The organism is Pseudomonas sp. HC1(2025) (genome assembly GCF_058742075.1).
Genome location: NZ_CP196017.1, coordinates 2,208,058 through 2,228,803 on the forward strand (window position 1 = coordinate 2,208,058; position 20,746 = coordinate 2,228,803).

The window sequence follows — 20,746 nt, forward strand, 5'->3', positions numbered from 1 at the left end:
TACCGCCCCTTTTTTCATGCAGACATGCCCTGATGGGTCCTTTCGATTGGCTTCCCCACGCGCCCCTTGAACCCTTGCAGTTGGATTGGCTGAACGGGGTCGAGGTGGCCGTGCTGCGCCTGGACCGCATCGACCCGCTGATCAGCGGCAACAAGTGGTTCAAGCTCACCGGGCACCTGGCCCAGGCGCGACAGGCGGGTGCCAGCGGCATCATCAGCCTGGGCGGCGCCTACTCCAACCATCTGCATGCCCTGGCGGCGGCCGGCAAACGCTTCGGTTTTGCCACCGTCGGCCTGTTGCGCGGGCACCCGCAAGACACCCCGACGGTCCTCGACCTGCAAGCCTTCGGCATGCAACTGCACTGGCTGGGCTACGGCGGTTACCGTGCGCGTCATGCGCCGGACTTCTGGTTGCCCTGGCGCGAGCGGTATCCGCACCTTCATCCCGTACCCGAGGGCGGCGGCGCCATGACCGGGGCGTTGGGCTGTGGCGTGTTGGTCGAGCAGGTGCGCAGGCAGTTGCCCGCCCTGGGGTGGGCCGACTACGACGCCTGGTGGCTGGCAGCCGGCACCGGTACCACCCTGGCGGGTTTGGTGCTGGCGGAGGCGGGCGCGCATCCTGTTTACGGGGCCATGGCGGTGTCGGATGACCACGGTGTCGTGCAGAACGTGCGGGCCATCGTGCAGGGCGGGTATGAACTGTTGAACGCCAGTCGTGGCGGTTTTGCGAAAGTCGACCCGCCATTGCTGGCCTTCATCGACGCCACGCAGCAGGCCAGTGGCTTGCCCCTGGAGCCGCTCTATACCGGCAAGGCGCTGCTGGCGCTCAAGCAGCAGATCGAGGCCGGGCGCTTTGCCCCCGGCACTCGCCTGGTCTTTGTGCACACCGGCGGCTTGCAGGGCCGCCGGGGTTTTGTGGATTAACGCTTGGGCAACATGCGCAACACGGTGTTATCCCGCATGAAGTAGTGGTGGTACAGACCCGCCGCCGCATGCAGGCCGATCAGCCAGTAGCCGATGGTGCCGCCCAATACGTGCCAGCCTTCGATCTGCTTGGCCAGGTCCTTGTTTTCACCGATCAGCGGTGGCAACTCGATCCCGTAGAACCACACCGAATGCCCTTCGGCACTGACAATCAGCCAGCCAAAGATCGGCATGCCGATCATGAACACATACAGCGCCACGTGCATCAAGGTCGCCAGTAGCGCTTGCCATTGCGGCGGCGCGGGCAAAATCTTCGGCGCCACGCCAAGGCTGCGGGCAAACAGGCGCAGCCAGACCAGTACGAATACGGTCAGGCCGAACATGAAGTGCAGTTCCTTGATTAACGTGCGTCCGCCACTGCCTTTGGGGAAAATCCCGCGAAATTCAATGGTGACGTAGACCGCCACCAGCAGCACTAGCATCAGCCAGTGCAAGGCGATGGACATCGTACTGTAACGGGACTCGCTGTTTTTCCACGGCATCGCGTCTTTCCTCACTCATCAGGGGCAAACCTCCGTTCTTTGGCGACGGAGTCCCTAAAGCCTAAACCTGTTATGCAAGGTTTGCCCGAGTGAGGGGCGATGTATTGATCTCGATCAGGCGCTTTGCGGCATTTCACCACGTGCCAGGCGCTGATTGATGTCGGCGATCACGCCGGGCAGGTCGGTGATCGTGTCGATCAGGTAGTGCGGGCGCGAGCCGGCGAACATCGTTTCGATACGCTTGCGTTCGCTGGCCAGGGTCGCCGGGTCCAGGGCGCGGAACTGCTCGTAGGTCAGGCCCAGGGCGTTGCCCGAGCAGGTCAGCGCCACGGTCCACATCCCGGCGCGGCGGCCTTCGAGGATGCCCGGCACGGTGTCGTCGATCTTCACGCAGGCCGCCACGTCATCGATGCCCAGGGCGATCACGTTGGCCAAGGCCTGGGCCGGCCATGGGCGGCCATTGGGCACTTCGTCGGTGGCCACGACATGGTCGGCGATGTAGCCGTTGGTAGCCGCCAGTTCGACCACCTTGTCCATCACTTGCTTGGGGTAGCCGGAGCAGGAGCCGATCTTGATCCCTTGCGCACGCAGCGCGGCGATGGTCTCCAGGGCGCCGGGAATCAGCGTCGAGTGTTCGGCGATCTTCTCGATCTGCAACGGCATGAAGCGCTCGTAGATGGCGGTCACGTCATCATCGGTCGGCGTGCGGCCGAAGGCCTTGCGATAGCGCTCGGCCACTTGCGGCTGATCACACAGGGTGCGGATGTGGTCCCACTTGCCCATGCCCATCGGGCCACGGGCTTCTTCGATGGAAACCTGCACGTCGAACTCGGCAAACGCCTCGACAAAAATCTGCGTGGGGGCAAACGAGCCAAAGTCGACCACGGTACCGGCCCAATCAAGGATGGCGGCCTGCAGGGTGTTGGGGTTCTGATAGTTCATGGTTCAAATCCTGTAAATAATGTGTAGGAACCGGCTTGCCGGCGATAGCGGCCCTGAAGGCCCCATCGCCGAAGGGAGTCAGATTTCGAGCACTTCCATCTCTTGCAGCGCCTGGGCAATCGCCGCCACCGCCGCTTGCATCTCGGCCTGGTTGACGTGACCGATGCAGCCCACGCGGAAGGTTTCTACCTGGGTCAATTTGCCCGGATACAGAATGAAACCCTTGGCCTTGACCCGCTCGTAGAATTCCTTGAACTGATAGCGCGGATCGTTTGGCGCGTGGAAGGTGACGATGATCGGCGCCTGGATCGCGGCCGGCAGGAAGCTGCGCAGACCCAGGTCGGCCATGCCGTCCAGCAGCGTCTGGCAGTTGGCGGCATAGCGCTGATGACGGGCTGGCAGGCCGCCTTCTTCGTTGTATTGCAGCAGCGCTTCATGCAGGGCGGCTACCACGTGGGTCGGCGGGGTAAAGCGCCATTGCCCGGTCTTGGCCATGTAGGCGTGCTGGTCGAACAAATCCATGGCCAGGGAATGGCTGTTGCCCTGGGCGGCGGCCAGTGCGTCTTTTTTGGCAAAGACAAAACCCATGCCGGGCACGCCTTCCAGGCATTTGCCGGAGGCAGCGATCAGGGCGTCAAACGGCACTTGGGCGGCGTCGATGGGCAGCGCGCCAAAGGAGCTCATGGCGTCGATGATCAGGCGCTTGCCATGGCGCTGGATGACCTGGGCGATCTCCGGCAGCGGGTTGAGGATGCCAGTGCTGGTTTCGCAGTGGATCAGCGCGATATGGGTGATGCTGCTGTCAGCCTGCAACAGACGGTCGACATCGGCGGCGGTGGTGGGCTGGTCCTCAGCGGTCTCGAAGGTGCTGAACGGGCGGCCCAGTACTTCGCAGATCTTCGCCAGGCGCTTGCCGTAGGCGCCGTTGATCAGCACCAGCACTTTGCCATCGCGGGGCACCAGGGTACCGATGGCGGCTTCGACGGCGAACGTGCCGCTGCCCTGCAAGGGCACGCAGTGATGGCTGTCGCCACCGTTAATGATCACCAGCAGTTGCTCGCAGAGGCTGGCGGTCAGTTGGTTGAAGCGGTCATCCCACGAACCCCAGTCAACCATCATCGCCTGGCGGGTGCGGGCAGAGGTGGTCAGGGGCCCAGGTGTGAGCAGGATCGGCGCGGCAGTACTCATTCTCTTGTCCTCGCAAAGCAGTGGGATGACGCTACGGGACATAAATTGCAGTTTGGCTTGTCATCAATCAAATTGTTTGTTGTTATGCCAGCCATCAGTGAGGCCGATAGCTATGAATCTTTTCCAACTCCGTGCATTTGACGCCGTGGCCCGGGACGGCAGTTTTACCCGTGCCGCCGCGCGCCTGTTTATCAGCCAGCCAGCCGTGACCGGGCATATCAAGGCGCTGGAAGAGCACTACCAGATCACCCTGCTGCGGCGTACCGCGCGGCGCGTGGAGTTGACGGAGCAGGGCATCAAGCTGGCGGCCATCACCCGCAGCATCTTCGGCCTGGTGGATGAAGCGCAGACCCTGCTCGAAGCCAACCGCCAATTGCTCACCGGACGCCTGGAGGTGGCGGCGGATGGCCCGCATATGGTCATGCCGATGTTGGCAAAGCTGCGTGCCCGTTACCCGGGGATCACCGTCAACCTGCGCCTGGGCAATGCCCAGGAAACCCTGGCGGCGCTGCTCTCCGAGCATGCGGATGTGGCGGTGTTGACCGAAGTCGAGCCGCGCAAGGGCGTGCACCTGCAGCCGTTGAACGAGTCACGTATCTGCGCGTTGGTACCGGCTGGCCATCCGTGGCTGGCGGACCCGGCGGGTATTCGCCTGGAGCAGTTGGATCAGGTGATCATGGTGCTGCGCGAGCCCAGTTCCATCACCCGCCGCACTTTCGACGAGGCGTGTGCCAAGGCCGGCGTGCAGCCCAAGGTGTTGCTGGAACTCGATAGCCGCGAAGCGGTGGCGGAAGCGGTGGCCGCCGAATTGGGGGTGGGGGTGGTGTCCTCCATGGAAGTCAGCCGGGACCCGCGGGTGCATGCGATTGCGATCCGTGGCGATGGGCTGCTGAACCAGCACATGCTCGGCTGCATGGAACGACGCCGCGAGTTGCGCTTGATTCAGGCGTTTTTCGAGTTGGCCTCAAGCTGATTGGGACGTTGCACCCCGTTTGACCAGTCGTTTGCATTCGACTTCGAGTTGGCCCCGTACCCCTCTCGCAGGGCTGTAGGTGTCTAGTGTGCGTTAACGCAACATAACGCAGTGGCTTGTGGCCAGTGCGTTTACGCAGGAAAACCCTCGTCGCTCAAACTGCGCCATGCGCCGCCAGGTTGCGATACTGCCCTTTGAAATACAGCAATGGCTGTGCGGTATCGGCCTTTTGCAGATCCATGGCTTTCACCTCACCAATCACTATCACGTGATCGCCTGCGACGTGCTCAGCGTGGATTTCACAGTCGAGCCAGTGCAGGCTGTCGGCAATGACGGGATTACCTAGCGGTGATTCCTGCCATTCGATTCCATGCCACTTATCCGTGCCTCGGCGAGCGAACTGGTTGGAAATCCCAACCTGTTCACCGGACAGAATATTGACTGCGAATCGACCTGCCTCACGAATCTTCGGATAGCTGGCCGAGCTGCACATGACGCTGAACGAGACCAGTGGCGGGTTCATCGATACGCTATAAAACGACTGGCAAGTAAAGCCAATCGGCTCATCACCGGTGTGCGATGTAATCACCGTGATACCGCAAGCGTAGTGCCCGAGCGCCTGACGAAAGCTCAGGGGCTCGATGGAAGTAGCAGTGGTAGTGGCAGTGAGTGACATCGCGGTTCCTAGTTCGACAGCTCTTTTCGAATGATCTCTGCGCCTGCGCTCAACGCATTCAACTTGCCCCTTGCCACCTGGCGAGGCAACGGAGCCATGCCGCAGTTGGTGCAAGGATAGAGCTTGTCGGCATCTACGAACTGAAGTGCCTTGCGTAGGGTATTGGCGACTTCCTCGGGCGTCTCGATGGCATGGTTTGCCACATCAATGGCGCCCACCATCACTTTTTTACCCCGGATGAGCTCGATCAGATCCATCGGGACGTGAGAGTTGTGACATTCGAGCGAGACGATATCGATGCTGGATTTCTGCAACTTGGGGAACGCTTCTTCATACTGGCGCCACTCCGAACCCAGCGTCTTCTTCCAGTCGGTGTTGGCCTTGATGCCATAGCCATAGCAAATATGCACGGCGGTTTCGCATTTGAGCCCTTCGATTGCTCGCTCCAAGGTGGCCACACCCCAGTCATTTACCTCGTCAAAAAACACGTTGAATGCAGGCTCATCGAACTGGATGATATCTACCCCGGCAGCCTCCAACTCTCTGGCCTCCTGATTGAGAATCTTCGCGAATTCCCAGGCCAGTTTTTCACGGCTTTTGTAGTGAGCATCGTAGAGGGTGTCAATCATCGTCATGGGGCCGGGCAGGGCCCATTTAATTGGCTGCTTCGTCTGCTGGCGCAAGAATTTGGCATCTTCCACGAACACCGGCTTTTTCCGAGAAACGGCACCCACAACCGTCGGCACGCTGGCATCGTAGCGATCACGAATCCGGACGGTTTCACGATTCTCGAAATCGACCCCTTCGAGATGCTCGATGAAGGTCGTCACAAAATGCTGACGGGTCTGTTCGCCATCACTGACGATATCAATGCCGGCCAACTGCTGCTCCTGCAAGGCGAGGCGCAAAGCGTCCTGTTTACCTTCAACCAGTTCTTCATCCTGCAATTTCCAGGGCGACCAAAGCGTTTCAGGTTGTGCAAGCCAGGAAGGTTTAGGCAAGCTCCCAGCGGTCGAAGTAGGCAACAGCTTTTTCATTAAAGAAGACCTTGATTTGAAATTAATTAAAGCGCGCAGCTAATAGACCATTGATCAAGAATGACCTTGTAGGGCTTGATGAATTGCTCTTCGGCAAACTTGCCCTGTTCAGTAGCCAGTCGGCTTCGCTCTTCTCGATCATAAATAATTCGAGTCAATGAATAGTCCTGATGCTTCAAACTAGGCTGGTAGGACTTTCCAGCTACGGAGTTTGCATTGTAAATCTCAGGGCGGTAGATTTTCTGGAACGTATCCATGGTGCTAATGGTGCCAATCAACTCAAGATCGGTGTAATCACCGAGCAAATTCCCCGAGAAGTAGAAAGCCAGTGGCGCGGCACTGTTCGGCGGCATGAAATAGCGAACCTTCAAGCCCATTTTCCTGAAGTACTCATCTGTCAAAGAGTAGGCATCTTGTTGGTACTCAAAGCCCAACACAGGGTGCTGGTTCTCGGTTCGCAGGTATGTCCGGGTACTGGATACGCTCAGGCAGATGACCGGTGGCTTGTCGAAGTGCTCGTTGTAAGCGCTGGAGTTGACGAAGCACTTGAATAGTTTGCCGTGCAAATCGCCAAAGTCGTGTGGGGTGCTGAATTGTGACTGGTTCTTGTTGTGCTCCAGCAGCCGCACACTGAAGTCATAGTCTCGTACGTAGGATGAGAAGTTATTTCCCACTATGCCACTGATGCGTTGATTGGTTTCTCGATCAACAATCGTGGTCTTCAAAATCTCAATCAAAGGAATAGCGTGGCCGCGACCTTCAGTATCAATTTTCATTTCAGCGGAGATAATGTCCAACTCGACCGTGTAACGATCACCCGTAGGATTGTCCCAGTGCGCCAACGCATTAAAGCGATTATCAATCATCTTCAACGTGTTGCGCAGATTCTCCTGACGACTCTCCCCCCTCGCCAGATTGGCAAAGTTGGTCGTGATGCGCGTATTGTCTGAAGGAAAGTAATTCTCATCAAAACAAATGCTCTTGATAGCAAATGTGAATTCGTTGTTCATCGTGACCTGCACCCGTATTTTGGACAAACCTGAAATGGCGCCTGGCCTCTTTCAGATTTGATCAACATGCTGTTTCTTCACTCGACGGCTTGTAGATCGGCCAGCGTGAAGAGCTGCACGTATTTTAAGCAAGGAGGCTACATGAACAAAAACGAATTGATTTCAAAAGAGTATTAGTCACGCTCATGATGGCGTGCAGGCTCAGGAACGAGGTTGGGTCGAGTCTGGCCAGCCATCGACAGCCTGTGCACGGGTCAACTCAATGCAATTACTCAGCTAATCGTCGCGCAGGCTTTCCCGGACAATCTCCAGGAAAGTCGCCACTACCCGCCGCGAACTCTGCTCCTTGAGGCACACCAGCGTTTCCTTCATGCGCTGGGTGCAGTCGCGGATGGGCATGGCATATACCCGTGAATCCGCGCCGAACTCCGACGCCGAGACCACCCCCACGCCAATCCCCACCACCACCGCCTCACGCGCGGCTTCGCGGCCTTCCACCTGGATCGCCGGGCGGATGCGCAGCCCGGCCTGATGCATCTCGCGCTCCAGGGTCTGACGGGTCACCGAGCCGATTTCCCGCAGCACCAGGGGCGTGTCGTCCAGGTCCGCCAGGTCGATGGACTCGCGCCCGGCCCATGGGTGGTTACGTGCGACAAACGCCAGCATCGGGTCATCGCGCAGGGGGATCGAGAGCAGGCGCTCATCGTCGACATCGCGCCCCACCAGCGCCAGGTCAGCCTGATAGTTGTGCAGGCGATACAGCGCATCATCGGTGTTGCCGGTCTCGATCCTTACGGTGATCCCCGGATAGCGTTCGCAAAACCGCGCGATCTGCGGCAGCACATGCACTGGCGCGTCCACGGCCAGGGTCAGGCTGCCGGTCTGCAGGGCCTTGGAGTCTTGCAGCAGTTCCTCGGCTTCGGCGGCAATCACGAACAGGCGCTGGGTGATACTCAGCAGGCGCTCCCCCAGGTCGGTAAGGCGTACCGAACGCTTGTTGCGATGGAACAGCAGCACGCCAAAACGCTCTTCAAGCTTGCGCACCTGATCGGAAATGGCCGGCTGGGTGAGGAACAGCCGCTGCGCCGCCGCGGTAAAGCTGCCGTGGACGGCCACGGCATGGAAGGCTTTGAGTTGGGCATGGGAAACCGACATGGCACGACCTCTTACAAGCTAAGCTTATATTTGAAATACGATAAATCGATTTTACCTATTAGTCAGCCATTGCTTTGATAGCGCTCAGTCGCCGTAGGTTGAGTCCTACAACTTCGGCGATCATGGGCCCTTGCGTGCACCCTTGCAGGACTCATCTGACCAGTACCCAGCGCCCTGCGCCCCGGTACTGCAGTGCAAAACAATAAAAACACAGGCAATTGCTTCTCGATTCTGCCGGCACACTCACACCTGAGGTCAGAACCACCATGAATATCCCTATGGGTAGCATCAAGCGTTGGCGCATGCAGATTTTCGCCATCACCTGGCTGGCATATGCCGCCTTCTATTTCACCCGCAAAGCGTTTTCCGTGGCCAAGTTGGGGCTCGTCGACGACCCCAGTTTCCCGCTGGACAAGATGATGATGGCCAACCTGGATGGCCTGTACCTGGCGGCCTATGCCGTTGGCCAGTTCACCTGGGGCATGCTTGCCGACCGTTTCGGCCCACGGGTGGTGGTGTTGGGCGGGCTGGTGATTTCGGCGGCCGCCGCCCTTGTCATGGGCACGTTTGCCACTTTGCCGATCTTTGTCACCTGCATGTTGATCCAGGGGCTGGCGCAGTCCACCGGCTGGTCGGGGCTGTGCAAGAACCTTGGCAGTTTCTTCCCGGCGCAGCAGCGCGGGCGGGTGTTGGGGTTGTGGAGCTCGTGTTACGCGTTTGGCGGGCTGGTGGCATCGCCATTTGCCGGCTGGTGGGCCTACACCCTGATTGGCAGCTGGCACGCGGCATTTATCTCCAGTGCCGCGGTGGTGGCGGTGGTGGCGGTGCTGTTCTTTATCTTCCAGCGCAACACGCCACAGGACGTCGGCCTGCCGCAAGTGGAACCCGAGCCGGCAATGAGCGCTGAAGAGCAGGCAGCGGCGAAAAAAATCAGCATCCTTGAGCCGTTGCGCGAGATCTTGCGCAACCGCACGGTGCTGACCCTGGGCCTGGCGTACTTCCTGTTGAAACCGGCGCGCTACGCGATCCTGTTGTGGGGCCCGGTGATTGTCTATGAGCAGATGCCCTCGGTGGGCAAGGTCGGCGCAGCGATTGTGCCGACGGCGTTCGAGCTGGCGGGGTTGTTGGGGCCGATCATGATTGGCCTGGCGTCCGACAAACTGTTCGGCGCCCGGCGCATGCCGGCCTGTGTCCTCAGCCTGCTGGCGCTGACGGTGTCGCTGGCGCTGTTCATGGGGGCCTTGCATACCGGTAGCGTGCTGTTGGTGATGGCCTTGCTGTTTGTGATGGGCCTGACCCTGTACGGGCCGGACTCGATGATCAGCAGCACGGCGGCGATTGACTTCGGTACGGCCAAGGCGGGCGCCACGGCAGCGGGCTTCGTCAACGGCTGCGGTTCGGTGGGGGCGATCCTCGGTGGCCTGCTGCCGGGCTACTTCGACACGGTGACGGTGTTTATCGTGTTCGCCGGCGCCGCGTTGTTTTCGGCGCTGGTGCTGATGCCCTATTGGAACGCGCGGCCTGCGGTTCTGGCGCAAGTGGGTGACTTTGTGCCGGATCGTTCCGTCGCGATCAAACCCCTGCGCACCTGAGGCCCCTGCAACGCTGGCCGGTTTTTTGGTGGAACGATGGGTTCTTGCCCTATAAACTCTGCGGCCAAAGCGCCGGCCAGTAGACGTCTCGGCGCCACGGATATCAAGAGAGTGAGTCATGGGCGCACAGTGGAAGGTTAAACATAAAGAAGCGGCATCCAATGCCAAGGGCAAGATTTTCGGCAAGCTGGTGAAGGAAATCACCATTGCCGCCCGTAACGGTGCGGACACCGCGACCAACGCCCACCTGCGTCTGGTGGTCGAGCAGGCCAAGAAGGCCTCGATGCCCAAGGAAACCCTCGAGCGCGCGATCAAGAAAGGCGCGGGCCTGCTGGGCGAGACCGTGCAGTATCATCGCGTGACCTACGAAGGGTTTGCCCCGCACCAGGTGCCGTTGATCGTTGAGTGCGTGACCGACAACATCAACCGCACCGTAGCGGAAATCCGCGTGGCGTTCCGCAAGGGGCAACTGGGGGCTTCGGGCTCCGTGGCCTGGGACTTCAACCACGTAGGGCTGATCGAAGCCTCGCCGGATACCCCGGACGCCGACCCGGAAATGGCCGCCATCGAAGCCGGCGCCCAGGACTTTGAAGAAGGTGAAGAAGAGGGCACGACCCTGTTCATCACCGAGACCACCGACCTGGACGCGGTGCAGAAGGCTTTGCCGGAGCAGGGTTTTACCGTGTTGTCGGCCAAGTTGGGCTACCTTGCGAAAAACCCGGTCAGCGGCTTGAGCGATGAGCAGATGGCTGAAGTCGAAGCCTTCCTCGAAGGCCTGGACAACCATGACGACGTGCAGGATATGTTCGTCGGCCTGGCGGGCTAAACCCGGCCTGGAATTATGGGCGCAGACTTGTGTGGGAGCGGGCTTGCCCGCGATAGCGGTGTATCAGATGGCACATCAGCTGGCTGACCCACTGCTATCGCGGGCAAGCCCGCTCCCACATTTACAGGGCGTTTCAGAGTGAGGACAGCAGTGCCTCGATCTCTTCGAACGCCGGACGCGCCAGCACCTGCGGCTGGCAGCAACTGTCACCCAGTGTCTCCAGCACCTGGCGCTGTTCAGCGCTCAAACCCGCGTCAATCCGCTCCAGCAACTCCCCCAGCAACACCCCGAACGCCCGCACTTCAATGCGCTGCAATGCCCTGGTCTCCAGGGTGTCGGCCGTGGCATGGAACGACGCGGCGCCAAAGTCCCCAAGCAAACAATCACCCTGGGCATTGCACAAAATATTGTGGCCATACAGGTCGCCATGGGTGATGCCGTGCCGGTGCAGGTGCGCGGCCACGGAGGCGATGCCGCGCGCCATGCGCAACGCTACCTCCACGCTGAAACGGGTGGCGGGGTCGTAGATGTCCCGGGTGCAGGACGCCAGGCTGGGCAGGCCGGCGAGGTTGCGGTAGCTCGGGTCGATCAGGTCCATCACCAGCGCGGCCTGGTCATCGGGGTGGCCGACCACGCGGCCTTGCACTTTGATCAGGTTGGGATGCAACCCGGCGGCAATGCAGGCCTGCATTTCGTGCAGCGGCGAGCCGTCGCTGGTGATGGTGCCCTTGTAGAGTTTGACCGCGACTGGCTCGTTCGACGGTTTGCGCAGTGCCTTGCGAATCACCCCCGAGGCGCCTTCGCCCAGCACCTGGCCCAGTTCCAGTTCGGCCCAGGGAATGTTCGGCGTCGCGTCATCAGTTGCCACGTCCACCGCGCTTTCCACCGGGTTGCCGGCATAGGCCAGCCAGGTCAGGCGCGGCAGTGTCAGCAGCCAGTGGGGTAACTGAGTCAGGCGGTTGGAAGCGATGCGCAGCAGTTCGAGGTTATGGCACTGGGCCAGGCTCGCGGGCAGTTGCTCCAGACGGTTGCCGGCCAGCATGAGTTTTTGCAGCAGTGGCCGCTCACCGAGGGCGTCCGGCAACTGGCGGATGCGGTTATCGGTGAGGATCAGCCAGCGTAACTGCGGTGGCAGCGCGGCGGCGGGCACCTGCTCGATCTGGTTGGCCTTGAAGCCGACCATGCTCAACTGCGGGCACAGGCCCAGGCACGAGGGCAGCTCGGTAAAGGCGTTGTCCGAACAAAACAGCACGCGCAGGTGGGGCAGGCGGTGCAGGTCGTCCGGCAGGCTGCGCAGGGCATTGCCGCTCAGGTTGAGGATTTCCAGGGAGTCGGCCAGGTCGAAGATTTCCCGGGGGAACTGCGTCAGGCCGCAGGACAGGTCCAGGCGCTTGATGCCAGCCAGTTGGCCGGCCTTGAGTTGGGCAAGGGTATCCATGAACAGCTTAGGTCACTCGACAAGGTCAAAGGCGCTCATGATAGCGACTTGAGCGCCAGCGGGCTGACTTGTTGCAACTGCCCCAGGCGGCTGCGGGTACGCGCCAGGTCAATTGCCTGGCCTTGCAGGGCAGTATCCAGGGGTTGTTGGCCAAGCAGGGTCAGGTGCTTGTCCTGGTCGTACAGCACGTCGATCAGGTTGATAAAGCGCTGTTGCACGGCAATCGGGCATTCGCCGAGCAGCGGCAGATCGTCGATGATCCAGTGGTCGAAATCCTCGCACAGCAACAGGTAGTCCATCACAGCGGTGGGCTGTTCGCACAGGTCGTTGAAGGTCAAGGCCAGGCTGCGCGCCTGGTGCCAGCGCACTTGCAGTTGCCGCGAGCCGACCGCCAGCGCCAGGGGCGGGCCAGCGGTGGCGGGCAGCGCCAGTTCGCGGCGCTGGGCCGGGGTGCCGGGCCACACGTATTGGCCGTGGGTGAAACGCTGCTGCTGGTGGTTCTGCGCCAGGCCCCGGTAGTCCTGGGGCGCGCTGACTTGCATGACGTCCATGTGCGCGCCGATCAAGTCGATCACCGGCTTGAAACGCTGGTGATACAGCGGGTTGGGCAGCAAGCCCTGGGGCGGGTAATTGGAGGTGACCAGCACCAGGATGCCCCGTTGGAACAGGGCCTTGAACAGACGAGTGATCAACATCGCATCGCCAATGTCATGCACATGGAATTCGTCGAAACACAGCACCCGGCAGCCGTCGAGCAACTGGGCCAGGGTGGCGCCCAGGGCATCGGCCTGTTGGCGGTGGGCAAACATGCCACGGTGCAGGCGGGCGAAAAAGTCGTGGAAATGCACCCGCTGCTTGTCAGGCAATGGCAGGGCCTGGAAAAACCCGTCCAGCAGCCAGCTTTTGCCCCGGCCGACGGCGCCGTGCAGGTACAGGCTGCGGGTCGGGCGCCGGTCCAGCAGGTACGCGGTCTGCCGGGCCATGGCGTCGATCACCTGTAATTGGCTGGGGCTGAGGGTGTAGCCCTGTTGCCGGGCCTTGTCCGCGAAGAACCGCTGAATGGCTGGCGCGCTGTCACTGGCGGTTGTTTTGCCGAACAGGCGTCTGAGCAAGGGCAGGCGACGCGGGCGGCTATCTCGAAAAGGCATGGCGGTGGAGTCCTAGAACCGAGTGGTTTGCTTGAGCAATGGGGTGGTCGGCTCGTCCTCTTGGCTGACCATCGCATAGTTGTAGCCGGGGCTGGACCAGTACTCGGCCTGGAGCCCCTCGGCGCTGCGGCTGCCCCTTGGCAGCAGGGTGTTCTGCGGGCCCGGCGGGCGAATGTAGAAACTGATGCGCCGGCCTTGTGGGTTCTCGTAGAGCACCATCGCCGCCGCGCCTTGGTCGGTGCTGAGCAGGCGCGCGCTGACTGGGCTGAAGCCGGCCTGGCTGAGGTCTGGCAGGCGATGGGCCTGGGCGAAGTAGCGGTCGAGCCAGGCTTGCATATCGCCATTGCCCTGCACCTGGTAGTCGGCGGGCATGATCGGGTTCTGGGCAAACAGGCGATAGGCCTGCATGGCGTCGGTCATCGGCAGGCTGCTGGCGAGCAGGGTGGCCTGCCGCGCTTGCCAGCCACCCAGGCCGCCCAGGCCGATGGCGACCAGCAACATGGCGGCAGTGGCCAGGTGGCGGCGCGACTGGCGCTTGAGGCGCTGGCGAAGCAGCGCCGGATCCAGCTCGGGGTTGACCGCTGGCGGCGCACCGATGGCCGCGCGCAGGTGCTGGGCATCCTGTTGCCAGGCGTGGACCTGGGCCGCGACCTCGGGGTGGGCGGCGAGCCAGATCTGCAATTGGCGGCGATCCGGCTCGCTGAGCTGGTGATCGACGTACGCGTGCAGGTCGCGTTCATTGGGGGGCAGGCTGATCATTTGAGTATCCGCAGGGTAGGGCGGGTGATATCGCCGTCGCTGAGCTGGCGCAAGGCCTGGCGGGCGCGGGACAGGCGTGACATCACGGTGCCAATGGGCACGTCGAGGATATGGGCGACTTCCTTGTAGCTCAAGCCTTCCACCGAGACCCATAGCAGCAGGGCGCGTTGCTCGCTGCTCAACTGGTCGAAGGCCTGCAGGGTCGATTGCGCGATCACCGTGCGTTCGACTGACGGTTGCGCGTCATCGCGGCCGGTAAAGAACTCCAGCATCCGCGCATAGCGCCGCGAACGCCGGTGCGCGTCGAGGAACTGCCGGTAGAGGATCGAAAACAGCCAGGCGCGCAAATCCCCGTCGACGCGCTTGTGGCGCCAGCTGACGATGGCGCGCTCCAGGCTGGCCTGCACCAGGTCGTCGGCGCTGCTGGGGTTGCGCGTCAGGGACAGGGCAAAGCGCCGCAGCCTGGGGAGGAGTTCACGCAACTGGTCGTCGAGTTCGTGCATGGAGGGCCTGCGTGTCGTGGGCGGTGTTGAGGAAGACGCCTAGGGGCAAAGGTTATTCCATCTGTGGGAAAAATAAGCGCTGTAGATAGCCTTGGTCTCTGTCTTTTGTGGGCTCTCGCAGCCCTGTAATGCCGTGAATGGTCCTCAGTCAAGGCCCCTGCCTGCCCGAACAGTGTGAGGCAGGGGCCAGTTGAGGAGTTGACCCATGATATCGACGACAGCAGCGGATAGCGGTTTTGCTTGCACCAAGGCACTGGGCCATTTGCCCATCATCCAACGTCATACCCTTCAAACCTGGGGCTGCGGGCCGGCGCGGGCGCTGCCGTACGCGTGTATCCACCAGGCATTCGAGGCGCACGCCGCGGCAACCCCCCATGGGATCGCCGCGCTCTGCTCGGGCCAGAGCATCAGCTATGAGCAGTTGAACCGCCAGGCCGATCGGCTGGCCCGGCACCTGCTCGCGCAGGGGGTGATGGCGGGCGATACGGTGGCGTTGTTTGTCGAGCGGTCGATCCCCATGCTGGTGGGGATGCTCGCGGTGTTGAAGATCGGCGCGGCCTATGTGCCGCAGGATGCCAGGATCACTCCGCCGGCGCAGTTGGCGATGATCCTTGAGGCGCTGTCGAGTGCAGTGGTGCTGACCTTGTCGGGGTTCAAGGACCAATTGCCGCTGGCAGCGGGGCATTTGTGCGTGTGCCTGGACGAGTTCCTGGCGCAACAGCCGTGGGTGGCGCAGGCCTGCGAGCTGAATGTCGCCGCGCCAGACCCCGCCAGCCTGTGTTTTGTGCTGTTCACCTCCGGCACCACAGGGCGGCCCAATGGGGTGCGGGTGACGCACCGCAATGTGTGCAACATCGTGCTGACGGCACCGGGCAACCTGGGCATCAAGCCGGGCATGAGGGTTGGGCAAATCCTCAATATCGCGTTTGACATGGCCGCCTGGGAAATCCTCGGCTGCCTGGCCCACGGGGCGACGTTGTATATCCGTCAGCAAGATATCGGCGAAACGGCCCGCCATTGCCAAGTGCTGATCGCCACCCCGTCGATTCTCGCCACCCTGGACCCACGACAGTGCGCCACGCTTGAGGTGGTCGCAGTGGCGGGCGAGCCATGCCCGCAGGCCCTGGCGGATCGCTGGGCGGCCCATTGCACCTTCTATAACGGTTGCGGACCCACGGAAACCACCATCGTCAACACCTTGCACCGGCATGTACCAGGGGCGCCGTTGACCATCGGCCAACCGACGCCCAACAACACCGTGTATGTGCTGGATGAACACGGCCAGGCCTGCGCGCCGGGGGAAGTGGGCGAGATGTGGGCCGGGGGCGACGGGGTGACGGCGGGCTATCTGCATGACCCGTTGTTGACTGCGCAGCGCTATCGGCCTGATCCGTTCCTGGGGGCGGGGCGGATGATGTTCCGTACCCGCGACCTGGGGCGCTGGACGGATGATGGGGCCCTGGAGCATCTGGGGCGGGTCGACGATCAGGTCAAGGTGCGCGGTTTTCGCGTGGAGTTGGACGCGCTGGCCAGCACGCTGGAGGCCAGTGGCGCCTGTAGCCGGGCGGTGGCGTTGAAGTTCGACAGTCAGCACCTGGTGGCATTCGTCACACCGGCCACGGCGGACATTGCGGCAGCCAGGCAGTTCTGCGCGCAGCGGCTGGCCTACTACTGTGTGCCGGCGGTGATTTTTGCCTTGGAGCACTTGCCCCTGACGGCACGCGGCAAGATCGACAAGACCCTGCTGCGGCAATGGGCCTGTGACAGCGAGGAGGGTCGCCAACTCGCCCTCAAAGCAGGGGGCCGAGCATGATTGAGCGGTGGATGGCGACGGTAGTGCCCGCCCTGCCTGGCGGGTGGCGGCGGTGGCGTGGCTTGCCGATATTTTCCCATTACAACCGGCTGGTGGCGTTGGTGCTGCTGGGCAACGGGTGGTTTGCACTGTCTGGCTTGAAGCTGCCCGTGATCGATGCGCAGCAACTGTCGATGCTGGTGATGATCAACCTGTCCCTGGCGATCCTGGTGCGCCAGCAGTACGTGATCAACGGGCTGTTTTGGCTGGCCACGCGCATCCCGCTGAGCTGGCCGCTGTACCTGCGTCGCCATGCTGCCAAGGTCTATCACCTGGGCGGGCTGCACAGCGGCGGTGCGCTGGCGGCGACGCTGTGGTTCGCGCTGTTGGTCGCCAGCCAGGGCTGGCGTTACCTGCAACAGCCGCAGAGTGTTTCTGCGCCGTGGTTGTTGGTCAGTGCGGCGCTGTTGGGAGTGTTGCTGTTGATGGTGGTCATGGCGCAGCCGGGGATTCGCAGGCGTTTTCACAATGGCTTTGAGCGCGTGCACCGCTTTGCGGGGTGGGGGCCTTGCTGTTGTTCTGGGTGCAGGCACTGCTGGCCGAGGCTCATCCGGTTGCATTCGGGATGCTGTTGGTGCTGACCTTGAGCATTGCCCTGCCTTGGTTGCGCTTGCGCAAAGTGGCAGTCAGTCATCAGCGGCCTTGCGCTCATGCGGTGATCACCACATTGCGCCACACCACGCCCTTTGCCGGCTCGTCGACGGCGATCAGCCTGCAGCCGCTGCTGGAGTGGCACTCGTTTGCCAATATCCCGACCCCGGGCCAGCCGGGCTTTCGCCTGATTATTTCCAGGGCCGGGGACTGGACGGGGCGTTTTATCGAGCACATGCCAGCCCATGTCTGGGTCAAGGGCATTACCACGGCGGGCGTGGCGAATATCGAGACGTTGTTCAAGTCGGTGGTGTATATCGCCACCGGCAGCGGGATTGGCCCGGTGATGCCGCACTTGCTGGCCGGGCAGGTGCCGATCCAGTTGGTGTGGTCCACCCGCAGCCCGGCAAAGACCTATGGTGAAGAGCTGGTCGCCGAAATCCTGCGGGCGCAACCGCACGCAGTGATTTGGGACACCGACGTGCGCGGCAAGCCAGACCTGGTGCAGTTGGCGTACGCGGCGGTGCAGGATTTTGGTGCCGAAGCGGTGATCTGTATCGCCAACCAGGCGTTGACGCGCCGGGTGGTGGCGCAAATGGAGGCGCGGGGGATCCCGGCCTATGGCGCGATCTGGGACTCCTGAATCACCCGCTGCGAAAAAGCCTACGGCCTTGGTGGAATAAGCCTGCGTGAGCGGCGTCTCATTGCACCTTCCACCTGTGGCCGTTGGCCTCGGAGCACTTCATGCCAGATCATCCATCGCCACCCCGCACGCCGTTGGGGCGCGCCAGCCTGGTGCTGCGCCTGGCCGCTATCGGCGTGGTCGTCGGCGTCGTTGCCGGGGCCTTTGCCTACGTTAACGGTACCCTCGACCCACAGCGGTTGCGCCCCAAGACCCTGGTCAATGCCCTGGAAACCAACAACGGCCTGCACCCTGGCTACCGGCGCAACCATGCCAAGGGCGTATGCGTGGCGGGTTATTTCGAAAGCAGCCCTGCGGCGCGTGCCTATTCCAGCGCGCAGGTATTCAGTGAAGCGCGCACCCCGGTGATCGGGCGTTTCGCCCTACCCAGCGGCAACCCCTATGCCCCGGACAGCAGCGTGCCGATCCGCAGCCTGGCCGTGCAGTTCAACCAGGCCAACGGCCAGCAATGGCGCAGCGGGATGAACAGCATGCCGGTGTTCCCGGTGGGCACCCCCGAGGCCTTCTACCAGATGCTCAAGGCGGGGGCTGCGGACCCTGCGACCGGCAAGCCCAACCCGGCCAGTCTGCCGGCGTTTTTTGCCAGTCATCCCGAGACCGCGCCGTTCCTGGCCTGGGTCAAGACCGCCAGGCCTTCGGCCAGCTATGCCAGCGAAAGTTACAACGGCATCAATGCGTTTTACCTGGTCAGCGCCAACGGGCAACGCCAGGCCGTGCGCTGGGGCGTGGTGCCGATGAGCCAGGACGTCAGTGGCGCCGTTGCGCCAGGAGGGGCGGATTTTCTCCAGGCCGACCTGGAGCAGCGGTTGGCGGCCGGACCCTTGCGCTGGCAATTGCAGATCACCCTGGCCAACCCCGCGGACCCGGTGGATGACGCCAGCAAGGCCTGGGCCGGCGCGCACACGGTGTTGAACGCCGGCACCCTGGTGCTCGAACGTAGCCAGCCGCAGTTGGACGGCGATTGCCGCGATATCAACTTTGACCCGCTGATCCTGCCCAGCGGTATCGAAGCCTCCAATGACCCGCTGCTGGCGGCACGTTCCGCTGCCTATGCCAGTTCATACCTGCGCCGTACCGGTGAAGTCAGCCAGTTGCCCAACCCCCCTCAGGAGTCCCGGCCATGAATGCCCAACCGCGGTTTTTCGCCCCGCTGGCGCGCCTGCTGCACTGGCTGATGGCGCTGATGGTCATCGCCATGCTGTTTATCGGTGCTGGCATGGTGGCTTCGGTGTCCCAGCGCCATGAATGGTTGTTGCACCTGCACAAGCCGTTGGGCATTGCGATTCTGCTGTTGGTGATCGTGCGCCTGGCGGTGCGTTTTTCTACCCGTCAGCCAGCGTTGCCTGCCGATTTACCGGCGTGGCAGGTGTTGGCGGCCAAGGCGTCGCATCTGCTGCTGTACGGCTTGATGCTGGTGCTGCCGCTACTGGGCTGGGCGATGATTTCGGCGGCGGGTGACCCGGTGATGCTGTCCAGCGCGCTGCAGTTGCCTTCGTGGGTGCCGGCCAACGCGCAGTTGTTCGCGGTGCTGCGCAAGGCCCATGGGTATCTCGCTTATTTGCTGTTCCTCACGGTGCTGCTGCATTTGGCGGCGGCGTTGTTCCATGGTTGGGTTCGCCGGGATGGCGTGCTGCAAAGCATGCTCGGCAAGGACTGAGGCCCCAGGGTCGCCCGCCAGTACACCAGCGCCAGCAGGTTGATGGCGGCGCCCAAGGCACACACGCCGAGCCAGCCGGCCCAGGCGTACATCAGGGTCGCGCCGAGCGAGCCCAGGGCGCTGCCCGCCGAGTAGAACAGCATGTAGCCGGCTGCCAGGCGGCTTTGGGCTTCGGGGCGTACGCTGTAGATCAGGCTTTGGCTGGTGACATGCACGGCTTGCAGGCCGAGGTCGAAGGTAATCACCCCAAGCAGCAGAGCCCACAACGAAGACTGGGTCAAGGCGATGGCCAGCCATGACAGCAGCATCAGCACCAGGGCCGCGCCGCTGGTCCACTGGGCGAGGCCGCGGTCTGCCAGGCGCCCGGCATGGGCCGCGCCCAATGCGCCGGCGGCACCGGCGAGGCCGAACAGGCCGATCTGGGTGTGGGACAACGACAGGGGTGGGGCGCTCAAGGGCAGCACCAGCGGGGTCCAGAGCACGGTACCCGCGGCAAAAATCAGAAACGCCAGCACTGCGCGGTCGCGTAGCACTTTTTCCTCACGTAACAGGCTGAACACTGAAACCAGCAACTGGCGATAGGAGCCTGACGCCCGAGGCTGCTCGGTGGTGGGCAAGACACGCCAGAGCAGCAGTGCCATCAACAGGGTCAAGCCCGCCGACAGCAGATACACCGAACGCCAGCCGGCCAGGTCCGCCATGATCCCGGACACCGTGCGCGCCAGCAGCAGGCCAACCACGATGCCACTGGTCACCAGGCCCACCACATGCCCCCGTTGCTCGGGCCGCGCCAGGTTGGCGGCGTAGGCCACCAACACCTGGGCCACCACGGCGAGCAGGCCCGTCAGCAGCAGGCCGGCCAGAAACCCGACGAGGCTGTTGGAGAGGCCGACCAGCAACACCGCACCGGTGGACAGCAGTAACTGCCCGACGATCAAATGCCGGCGATTGAGCAGATCGCCCAGCGGCACCAGCAGTAACAGGCCAACGCCATAGCCAACCTGGGTCAGGCTGATCACGATGCCGACGGTGGCGGGGTCCATGGCGAACGTCATGGCCATGGCATCGAGCAGGGGTTGGGCGTAATAGACATTCGCCACCGACAGGCCACAGGCAATGGCAAACAGCAGCACCACGGCGGCGCTTAACGATGATGGGGGCATGCTCAATTCTCAATGTGGTTGCTAAATGAAACTGGTTGTACGGTAGGTATTGCGGTTTTATATTGCAA

General features: G+C 62.3%; 19 protein-coding genes and 1 pseudogene. 8 read left to right on the top strand and 12 right to left on the bottom strand.

What is annotated here, in order from left to right:
- Positions 1-32: 32 nt before the first annotated feature.
- Entirely contained in the window at positions 33-923 is an 891-nt protein-coding gene (locus tag ACSSVH_RS09910; protein WP_492634427.1) for a 1-aminocyclopropane-1-carboxylate deaminase/D-cysteine desulfhydrase, read from the top strand.
- Here ACSSVH_RS09910 and ACSSVH_RS09915 read toward each other — a convergent pair.
- From ACSSVH_RS09915 to ACSSVH_RS09925, 3 genes are all read right to left on the bottom strand, one after another.
- Positions 920-1,465 carry a cytochrome b gene (locus ACSSVH_RS09915; protein ID WP_099169023.1) on the bottom strand — a complete coding sequence of 182 codons (546 nt, stop codon included), beginning with the start codon at positions 1,463-1,465 and terminating at the stop codon, positions 920-922. The two genes, ACSSVH_RS09910 and ACSSVH_RS09915, sit on opposite strands and share 4 nt — an antisense overlap.
- 114 nt (positions 1,466-1,579) lie before the next feature.
- On the bottom strand, positions 1,580-2,407 hold the full coding sequence (phnX, locus tag ACSSVH_RS09920; RefSeq protein ID WP_492634428.1) for a phosphonoacetaldehyde hydrolase: 828 nt from the start codon (positions 2,405-2,407) through the stop codon (positions 1,580-1,582).
- 78 nt (positions 2,408-2,485) lie between these two features.
- Positions 2,486-3,595 (bottom strand): 2-aminoethylphosphonate--pyruvate transaminase, encoded by a 1,110-nt coding sequence (locus ACSSVH_RS09925; protein WP_492634429.1) that lies wholly within the window; start codon positions 3,593-3,595, stop codon positions 2,486-2,488.
- A 112-nt stretch (positions 3,596-3,707) separates the two neighbouring features.
- Between ACSSVH_RS09925 and ACSSVH_RS09930 the strand changes: the two genes are divergently transcribed.
- The gene (locus ACSSVH_RS09930; RefSeq protein WP_076962639.1) at positions 3,708-4,568 is read left to right on the top strand and encodes a LysR substrate-binding domain-containing protein; all 861 of its coding nucleotides are present in this window, start codon (positions 3,708-3,710) and stop codon (positions 4,566-4,568) included.
- Between the two features lie 154 nt (positions 4,569-4,722).
- Here ACSSVH_RS09930 and ACSSVH_RS09935 read toward each other — a convergent pair whose 3' ends face one another.
- From ACSSVH_RS09935 to ACSSVH_RS09950, 4 genes are all read right to left on the bottom strand, one after another.
- On the bottom strand, positions 4,723-5,244 hold the full coding sequence (locus ACSSVH_RS09935) for a flavin reductase family protein (RefSeq protein ID WP_076962640.1): 522 nt from the start codon (positions 5,242-5,244) through the stop codon (positions 4,723-4,725).
- An 8-nt stretch (positions 5,245-5,252) separates the two neighbouring features.
- The gene (locus ACSSVH_RS09940; RefSeq protein WP_076962641.1) at positions 5,253-6,281 is read right to left on the bottom strand and encodes a methionine synthase; all 1,029 of its coding nucleotides are present in this window, start codon (positions 6,279-6,281) and stop codon (positions 5,253-5,255) included.
- Between the two features lie 26 nt (positions 6,282-6,307).
- Positions 6,308-7,291: a DUF1852 domain-containing protein gene (locus ACSSVH_RS09945; RefSeq protein WP_492634430.1), complete on the bottom strand. Its 984-nt coding sequence runs from the start codon at positions 7,289-7,291 to the stop codon at positions 6,308-6,310.
- Positions 7,292-7,567: 276 nt separating this feature from the next.
- Entirely contained in the window at positions 7,568-8,446 is an 879-nt protein-coding gene (locus ACSSVH_RS09950; RefSeq protein WP_169954389.1) for a LysR substrate-binding domain-containing protein, read from the bottom strand.
- Between the two features lie 266 nt (positions 8,447-8,712).
- On the opposite strand from ACSSVH_RS09950, the gene ACSSVH_RS09955 reads away from it, so the two are divergent.
- Together ACSSVH_RS09955 and ACSSVH_RS09960 are read left to right on the top strand one after the other, a co-directional pair.
- Positions 8,713-10,038 carry an MFS transporter gene (locus tag ACSSVH_RS09955; RefSeq protein WP_170057941.1) on the top strand — a complete coding sequence of 442 codons (1,326 nt, stop codon included), beginning with the start codon at positions 8,713-8,715 and terminating at the stop codon, positions 10,036-10,038.
- Positions 10,039-10,156: 118 nt separating this feature from the next.
- Positions 10,157-10,864, top strand: coding sequence for a YebC/PmpR family DNA-binding transcriptional regulator (locus ACSSVH_RS09960; RefSeq protein ID WP_057441529.1), 708 nt, complete (start codon positions 10,157-10,159; stop codon positions 10,862-10,864).
- A 133-nt stretch (positions 10,865-10,997) separates the two neighbouring features.
- On the opposite strand, the gene ACSSVH_RS09965 is transcribed toward ACSSVH_RS09960, so the two are convergent.
- The 4 genes from ACSSVH_RS09965 to ACSSVH_RS09980 are packed head-to-tail and all read right to left on the bottom strand — an operon-like array spanning position 10,998 to position 14,712.
- The gene (locus ACSSVH_RS09965) at positions 10,998-12,302 is read right to left on the bottom strand and encodes a protein kinase (RefSeq protein ID WP_492634431.1); all 1,305 of its coding nucleotides are present in this window, start codon (positions 12,300-12,302) and stop codon (positions 10,998-11,000) included.
- Positions 12,303-12,337: 35 nt separating this feature from the next.
- A complete protein-coding gene (gene zapE, locus ACSSVH_RS09970; protein WP_492634432.1) occupies positions 12,338-13,450 on the bottom strand; it encodes a cell division protein ZapE in 1,113 nt (370 codons plus the stop codon).
- Between the two features lie 12 nt (positions 13,451-13,462).
- Positions 13,463-14,209, bottom strand: a complete 747-nt coding sequence (locus ACSSVH_RS09975) for an anti-sigma factor family protein (protein WP_169954385.1) — start codon at positions 14,207-14,209, stop codon at positions 13,463-13,465.
- Positions 14,206-14,712, bottom strand: coding sequence for a sigma-70 family RNA polymerase sigma factor (locus ACSSVH_RS09980; RefSeq protein ID WP_169954384.1), 507 nt, complete (start codon positions 14,710-14,712; stop codon positions 14,206-14,208). The genes ACSSVH_RS09975 and ACSSVH_RS09980 overlap by 4 nt, the downstream gene beginning before the upstream one ends.
- Before the next feature lie 205 nt (positions 14,713-14,917).
- Here ACSSVH_RS09980 and ACSSVH_RS09985 point away from each other — a divergent pair, with 205 nt between their 5' ends.
- From ACSSVH_RS09985 to ACSSVH_RS10000, 4 genes and pseudogenes are all read left to right on the top strand, one after another.
- A complete protein-coding gene (locus ACSSVH_RS09985) occupies positions 14,918-16,525 on the top strand; it encodes an amino acid adenylation domain-containing protein (protein WP_492634433.1) in 1,608 nt (535 codons plus the stop codon).
- Positions 16,522-17,798: pseudogene (locus tag ACSSVH_RS09990) on the top strand (hypothetical protein). The gene ACSSVH_RS09985 and the pseudogene ACSSVH_RS09990 overlap by 4 nt, the downstream one beginning before the upstream one ends.
- 101 nt (positions 17,799-17,899) lie before the next feature.
- Positions 17,900-18,982: a catalase family peroxidase gene (locus tag ACSSVH_RS09995; RefSeq protein WP_492634434.1), complete on the top strand. Its 1,083-nt coding sequence runs from the start codon at positions 17,900-17,902 to the stop codon at positions 18,980-18,982.
- A complete protein-coding gene (locus tag ACSSVH_RS10000; protein WP_432755469.1) occupies positions 18,979-19,515 on the top strand; it encodes a cytochrome b in 537 nt (178 codons plus the stop codon). The genes ACSSVH_RS09995 and ACSSVH_RS10000 overlap by 4 nt, the downstream gene beginning before the upstream one ends.
- On the opposite strand, the gene ACSSVH_RS10005 is transcribed toward ACSSVH_RS10000, so the two are convergent.
- Complete coding sequence (locus ACSSVH_RS10005; RefSeq protein WP_170058825.1) at positions 19,413-20,678, bottom strand: MFS transporter; 1,266 nt, start codon at positions 20,676-20,678, stop codon at positions 19,413-19,415. The two genes, ACSSVH_RS10000 and ACSSVH_RS10005, sit on opposite strands and share 103 nt — an antisense overlap.
- Positions 20,679-20,746 lie beyond the last annotated feature (68 nt).

Excerpts from the sequence above, each read along its gene's own strand:
- ACSSVH_RS09955 (WP_170057941.1), top strand. The coding sequence starts at position 8,713 with ATGAATATCCCTATGGGTAGCATCAAGCGTTGGCGCATGCAGATTTTC.
- ACSSVH_RS09975 (WP_169954385.1), bottom strand. The coding sequence starts at position 14,209 with ATGATCAGCCTGCCCCCCAATGAACGCGACCTGCACGCGTACGTCGAT.
- ACSSVH_RS10000 (WP_432755469.1), top strand. The coding sequence starts at position 18,979 with ATGAATGCCCAACCGCGGTTTTTCGCCCCGCTGGCGCGCCTGCTGCAC.
- ACSSVH_RS09935 (WP_076962640.1), bottom strand. The coding sequence starts at position 5,244 with ATGTCACTCACTGCCACTACCACTGCTACTTCCATCGAGCCCCTGAGC.
- phnX (WP_492634428.1), bottom strand. The coding sequence starts at position 2,407 with ATGAACTATCAGAACCCCAACACCCTGCAGGCCGCCATCCTTGATTGG.
- ACSSVH_RS09985 (WP_492634433.1), top strand. The coding sequence starts at position 14,918 with ATGATATCGACGACAGCAGCGGATAGCGGTTTTGCTTGCACCAAGGCA.
- zapE (WP_492634432.1), bottom strand. The coding sequence starts at position 13,450 with ATGCCTTTTCGAGATAGCCGCCCGCGTCGCCTGCCCTTGCTCAGACGC.
- ACSSVH_RS09960 (WP_057441529.1), top strand. The coding sequence starts at position 10,157 with ATGGGCGCACAGTGGAAGGTTAAACATAAAGAAGCGGCATCCAATGCC.
- ACSSVH_RS09965 (WP_492634431.1), bottom strand. The coding sequence starts at position 12,302 with ATGGATACCCTTGCCCAACTCAAGGCCGGCCAACTGGCTGGCATCAAG.
- ACSSVH_RS09980 (WP_169954384.1), bottom strand. The coding sequence starts at position 14,712 with ATGCACGAACTCGACGACCAGTTGCGTGAACTCCTCCCCAGGCTGCGG.
- ACSSVH_RS09995 (WP_492634434.1), top strand. The coding sequence starts at position 17,900 with ATGCCAGATCATCCATCGCCACCCCGCACGCCGTTGGGGCGCGCCAGC.
- ACSSVH_RS09940 (WP_076962641.1), bottom strand. The coding sequence starts at position 6,281 with ATGAAAAAGCTGTTGCCTACTTCGACCGCTGGGAGCTTGCCTAAACCT.
- ACSSVH_RS09925 (WP_492634429.1), bottom strand. The coding sequence starts at position 3,595 with ATGAGTACTGCCGCGCCGATCCTGCTCACACCTGGGCCCCTGACCACC.
- ACSSVH_RS09945 (WP_492634430.1), bottom strand. The coding sequence starts at position 7,291 with ATGAACAACGAATTCACATTTGCTATCAAGAGCATTTGTTTTGATGAG.
- ACSSVH_RS09950 (WP_169954389.1), bottom strand. The coding sequence starts at position 8,446 with ATGTCGGTTTCCCATGCCCAACTCAAAGCCTTCCATGCCGTGGCCGTC.
- ACSSVH_RS09915 (WP_099169023.1), bottom strand. The coding sequence starts at position 1,465 with ATGCCGTGGAAAAACAGCGAGTCCCGTTACAGTACGATGTCCATCGCC.
- ACSSVH_RS09910 (WP_492634427.1), top strand. The coding sequence starts at position 33 with ATGGGTCCTTTCGATTGGCTTCCCCACGCGCCCCTTGAACCCTTGCAG.
- ACSSVH_RS10005 (WP_170058825.1), bottom strand. The coding sequence starts at position 20,678 with ATGCCCCCATCATCGTTAAGCGCCGCCGTGGTGCTGCTGTTTGCCATT.
- ACSSVH_RS09930 (WP_076962639.1), top strand. The coding sequence starts at position 3,708 with ATGAATCTTTTCCAACTCCGTGCATTTGACGCCGTGGCCCGGGACGGC.